A 4,035-nucleotide genomic window follows, 5' to 3' on the forward strand; every position below is an offset into this window, starting at 1 on the left:
GGGCGGTCCAGCCGCCGGCCGTGCCACGCGCGGATCGGGGCCCGCTCCCGGTAGCCGCCCAGGGCCAGCCCGGCGGTGCGCTCGAACAGGTTCGCCGAGGCCGTGTCCCCGCAGCGCCACAGCGACCACCCCACGGCCAGGAGGTACAGCGGCAGGAACGGCAGCCCCAGGCACACCGCATACTGCGTCGCGTGCCCGGACTCGTGCCGCCACAGCTGCGGGGTCATCCGCAGCCCTGGCCGCGTGAACACCACATTGCCCACCGTGAAGGCCGCGCCGTCCGGGAAGGCCAGCGGGTAGCCGTGCGCCTGCACCAGCCCGTGGGGCGCCGGCGTCAGCGGGCACCGCAGCACCGCCGCGGCCACCAGTCCCAGCACCGTGGACAGGTTCACCAGGTTCCACACCTGACGCACCGGGCGCGACGACGGCCGCCCGCCTCGCGTGCGCCCCGCACCGGGGCGCGGGGCGGGGGAGGGGCGCCGGGTCATCGGCCGTCCCCGTCCGCGAAGTACAGGTGCCGGTGCAGCCGGCATCCGGGGTTGAACTCCGCTGCACAGTTGGGGCAGGCGCGGGCGGCCAGATACTCGGCGGCGCGCATCCGGTGTCCGCAGACGCCGCACAGGGCGGGCCGCCGGTCCGGATCGTCGGCCGGCACCGGCACCCCCGGATGGCCCGCGAGGGCGTCGTGGCACTCCCGGCAGGCCCAGTGCTCAGGGCAGCAGGCCAGCTGCAGGGCCACCACGTCCGACGGGCCCGCGTAGTGCGCGCAGCGGGTCTGTCCGTCCACGAGCAGACCCCGGACGTCGGTCCCGTGCACGAGCGCACGGCGGGCGGAGGCAGGCATGGGGACACCGTAGCGTCCTGTCCGCACCGCGGACGCCCTCGCCTCGCCCGCCGGGAGGCGTCTGCCCGCGCACTAGACTGGATGCCGACCCCTGACCAGAAGAACCTGACATCGAAGGGTGCAGTCACGTCATGACGCAGACCCCCGAGACCGGCGCGCCGCGGAGGGTGCCCCGCAGATCTCCCCGGCCGACGCGGAGGCCGTCGGCGCCGCGGTGGAGGCGGCGCTCGCCGACTTCGAGGCCGCCGCCGACCTCGATGAGCTGAAGGCCGCCCGACTGAGGCACACCGGCGAGAAGGCCCCGCTGCCCCTGGCCAACCGCCAGATCGGCAGGCTCCCCAAGGAGGACAAGGCCACCGCCGGCAAGACCATGGGCGCCGCCCGCGGCCGCATGGAGAAGGCCCTCAAGGCCCGCACCGCAGTCCTCGAGGAGGAGCACGCCGCCCGGATGCTCGTGGAGGAGACCGTGGACGTCACCACGGCCGCCGCCCGCCGCCTCCCCGGGGCCCGCCACCCGCTGTCCCTGCTGCAGGAGCGCGTCTCGGACATCTTCGTCGGCATGGGCTGGGAGATCGCCGAGGGGCCGGAGCTCGAGCACGACTGGTTCAACTTCAACGCCCTGAACTTCCCGCCGGACCACCCGGCCCGCGAGATGCAGGACACCTTCTTCGTGGAGCCGCCGGAGTCCAACCTCCTGCTGCGCACCCACACCTCCCCGGTGCAGGTCCGGGCCATGCTGGAGCGCGGAGCGCCCGTGTACGTCCTGTGCCCGGGCCGCACCTTCCGCACCGACGAGCTGGACGCCACCCACACCCCGGTCTTCCACCAGTTCGAGGGCCTCGCCGTGGACGAGGGCCTGACCATGGCCGACCTGCGCGGCACCCTCGAGTACTTCGCCCGGCAGATGTTCGGCCCGGAGGCGGAGATCCGGCTGCGCCCGAACTTCTTCCCGTTCACCGAGCCGTCCGCCGAGATGGACATCTGGCACCCGCAGGCCAAGGGCGGCCCGCAGTGGATCGAGTGGGGCGGCTGCGGCATGGTCCACCCCAACGTCCTGCGCTCGGCCGGCCTGGACCCGGAGGTCTATTCCGGCTTCGCGTTCGGCATGGGCATCGAGCGCACCCTCATGTTCCGTAACGAGGTCCCGGACATGCGGGACATGATCGAAGGCGACGTCCGCTTCTCCCAGCACTTCGGAATGGAGCTCTGAGCACCGCATGCGTATCCCGCTTTCCTGGCTGCGCGAGTACGCGCAGGTCCCGGCCGACGCCACCGCCGAGGACGTCCTCGCCGACCTCGTGAAGGTCGGCCTCGAGGAGGAGGGGGTCCACCGCCCCGCGGACGGGCTGTCCGGCCCGATCGTGGTCGGCCAGGTGCTGGAGATGGTCCCGGAGCCGCAGAAGAACGGCAAGACCATCAACTGGTGCCAGGTCCGTGTGGTGCCCGAGGGCACCGAGCAGACCCTGACCGACGAGGGCATCGACCCCTCCGGCGTGCAGGGCATCGTCTGCGGCGCCCACAACTTCCAGGTGGGGGACAAGGTCGTGGTGACCCTCCCCGGTTCGGTCCTGCCGGGCGACTTCCGGATCTCCCCGCGCAAGACCTACGGCCACGTCTCCGCCGGCATGATCGCCTCGGTCCGTGAGCTCGGGATCGGGGAGGACCACGACGGCATCCTCGTGCTCTCCACCCTCGGTCTGGACCCGGAACTCGGCACGGACGTGCTGGAGCTGCTGCACCTGGACGAGGAGGCCGCCGAGGTCAACGTGACCCCGGACCGCTCCTACGCCTTCAGCATCCGCGGCATCGCCCGCGAGTACGCGCACGCCACCGGCACCGCGTTCACCGACCCGGCCGCGGGCCTGACCCCGCCGGAGCCGAACGAGGACGGCCAGCCGGTGGTCCTGGACGACACCGCACCGATCTACGGCGCCCCCGGCTGCGACCGGTTCGTGGCCCGCACCGTGTCCGGCATCGACCCGACCGTGCCGACCCCGCCGTGGATGGCCGCGCGGCTGCGCCTGGCCGGCATCCGCCCGCACTCCCTCGTGGTGGACGTCTCCAACTACGTGATGTGGGAGCTCGGCCAGCCGCTGCACTTCTACGACGCGGACAAGCTGACCGGGACCATCACGGTCCGCCGCGCCGCCGAGGGCGAGACCCTGCGGACCTTGGACGACAAGGAGCGCACGCTCCACGCCGAGGACCTGCTCATCACGGACGAGTCCGGACCGATCGGCCTGGCCGGGGTCATGGGCGGAGCCTCCACCGAGGTGTCGGAGACCACCACCCGGGTGACGATCGAGTCCGCGCACTTCGACCCGGTCTCGATCGCCCGCACCCGCCGCCGCCACCGGCTGCCCTCCGAGGCCTCGAAGCGCAACGAGCGCGGCGTGGACTGGGAGATCGCGGACGAGGCCGCCGAGCGCGCCGTGCAGCTCCTCGTCGAGCTGGCCGGCGGCACCGCCGAGCCCGGCGTCACGGACCACGGCGCCCGCCCGGAGTACCCGGTCGTCGAGCTGGACCCGGCCTACCCCTCCCGTCGCATCGGCGTGGACTACCCGAAGGAGCGGGTCGTCGAGCTGCTCACCGAGCTGGGCGCCACGGTCGAGGACGCCGGCGAGACCCTCAGGGTCACCTCGCCCTCCTGGCGGCACGACCTGAGGATCCCCGAGGACCTCGTGGAGGAGATCGCCCGCCTGGACGGCTTCGACCGGATCCCGTCCACCCTGCCGGTCGCCCCTCCCGGCCGCGGCCTGTCCCGCGCCCAGGCCCAGCGCCGCCGCGTGGCGGACGTGCTGGCCGGCGCGGGCCTGACCGAGGTCCTGGACTACCCGTTCGTCTCCGAGGCCCAGAACCGCCTGTTCGGCTCGGCCACCGAGGAGGGGGGCGCCCGGCAGGCGATGGTGCGCCTGTCCAACCCGATCTCCCAGGAGTTCGGGTTCCTGCGCACCTCGCTGCTGCCGAACCTGTTGGAGACCGCGCGGCGCAACGCCTCCCGCGGCTTCAAGGACGTCGCTCTGTACGAGGTCGGCCTGGTGTTCCTGCCGGGCGAGCGCCTCGGCTCCGCGTCCAACGAGCCGAACGGCGTGAAGCCCTCGGATGAGGCCCTCGCGGACCTGGACGCCGGCATCCCCGGACCAGCCGCGCCGCGTGGCCGCCCGTGTTCGCCGGGCCACGAGGGCCCGCCG

General features: G+C 73.3%; 3 protein-coding genes and 1 pseudogene. 2 read left to right on the forward strand and 2 right to left on the reverse strand.

Features of this window, described 5'->3' with window-relative positions:
* Both AC2W7A_RS10025 and AC2W7A_RS10030 read right to left on the reverse strand, forming a co-directional pair.
* Positions 1 to 392, reverse strand: a 392-nt coding sequence (locus AC2W7A_RS10025) for a hypothetical protein (RefSeq protein WP_485991231.1), incomplete at its 3' end; no start/stop codon positions are given.
* A 92-nt stretch (positions 393 to 484) separates the two neighbouring features.
* Positions 485 to 844 carry a CHY zinc finger protein gene (locus AC2W7A_RS10030; RefSeq protein WP_485991232.1) on the reverse strand — a complete coding sequence of 120 codons (360 nt, stop codon included), beginning with the start codon at positions 842 to 844 and terminating at the stop codon, positions 485 to 487.
* 178 nt (positions 845 to 1,022) lie between these two features.
* Here AC2W7A_RS10030 and pheS point away from each other — a divergent pair, with 178 nt between their 5' ends.
* Both pheS and pheT read left to right on the forward strand, forming a co-directional pair.
* Positions 1,023 to 2,054, forward strand: coding sequence for a phenylalanine--tRNA ligase subunit alpha (gene pheS, locus AC2W7A_RS10035; protein ID WP_485991233.1), 1,032 nt, complete (start codon positions 1,023 to 1,025; stop codon positions 2,052 to 2,054).
* Positions 2,055 to 2,061: 7 nt separating this feature from the next.
* A pseudogene (gene pheT, locus AC2W7A_RS10040) lies at positions 2,062 to 4,035 on the forward strand (phenylalanine--tRNA ligase subunit beta); the annotation flags it as partial.

This window comes from Micrococcus sp. LASM2_SD2 (assembly GCF_057364565.1).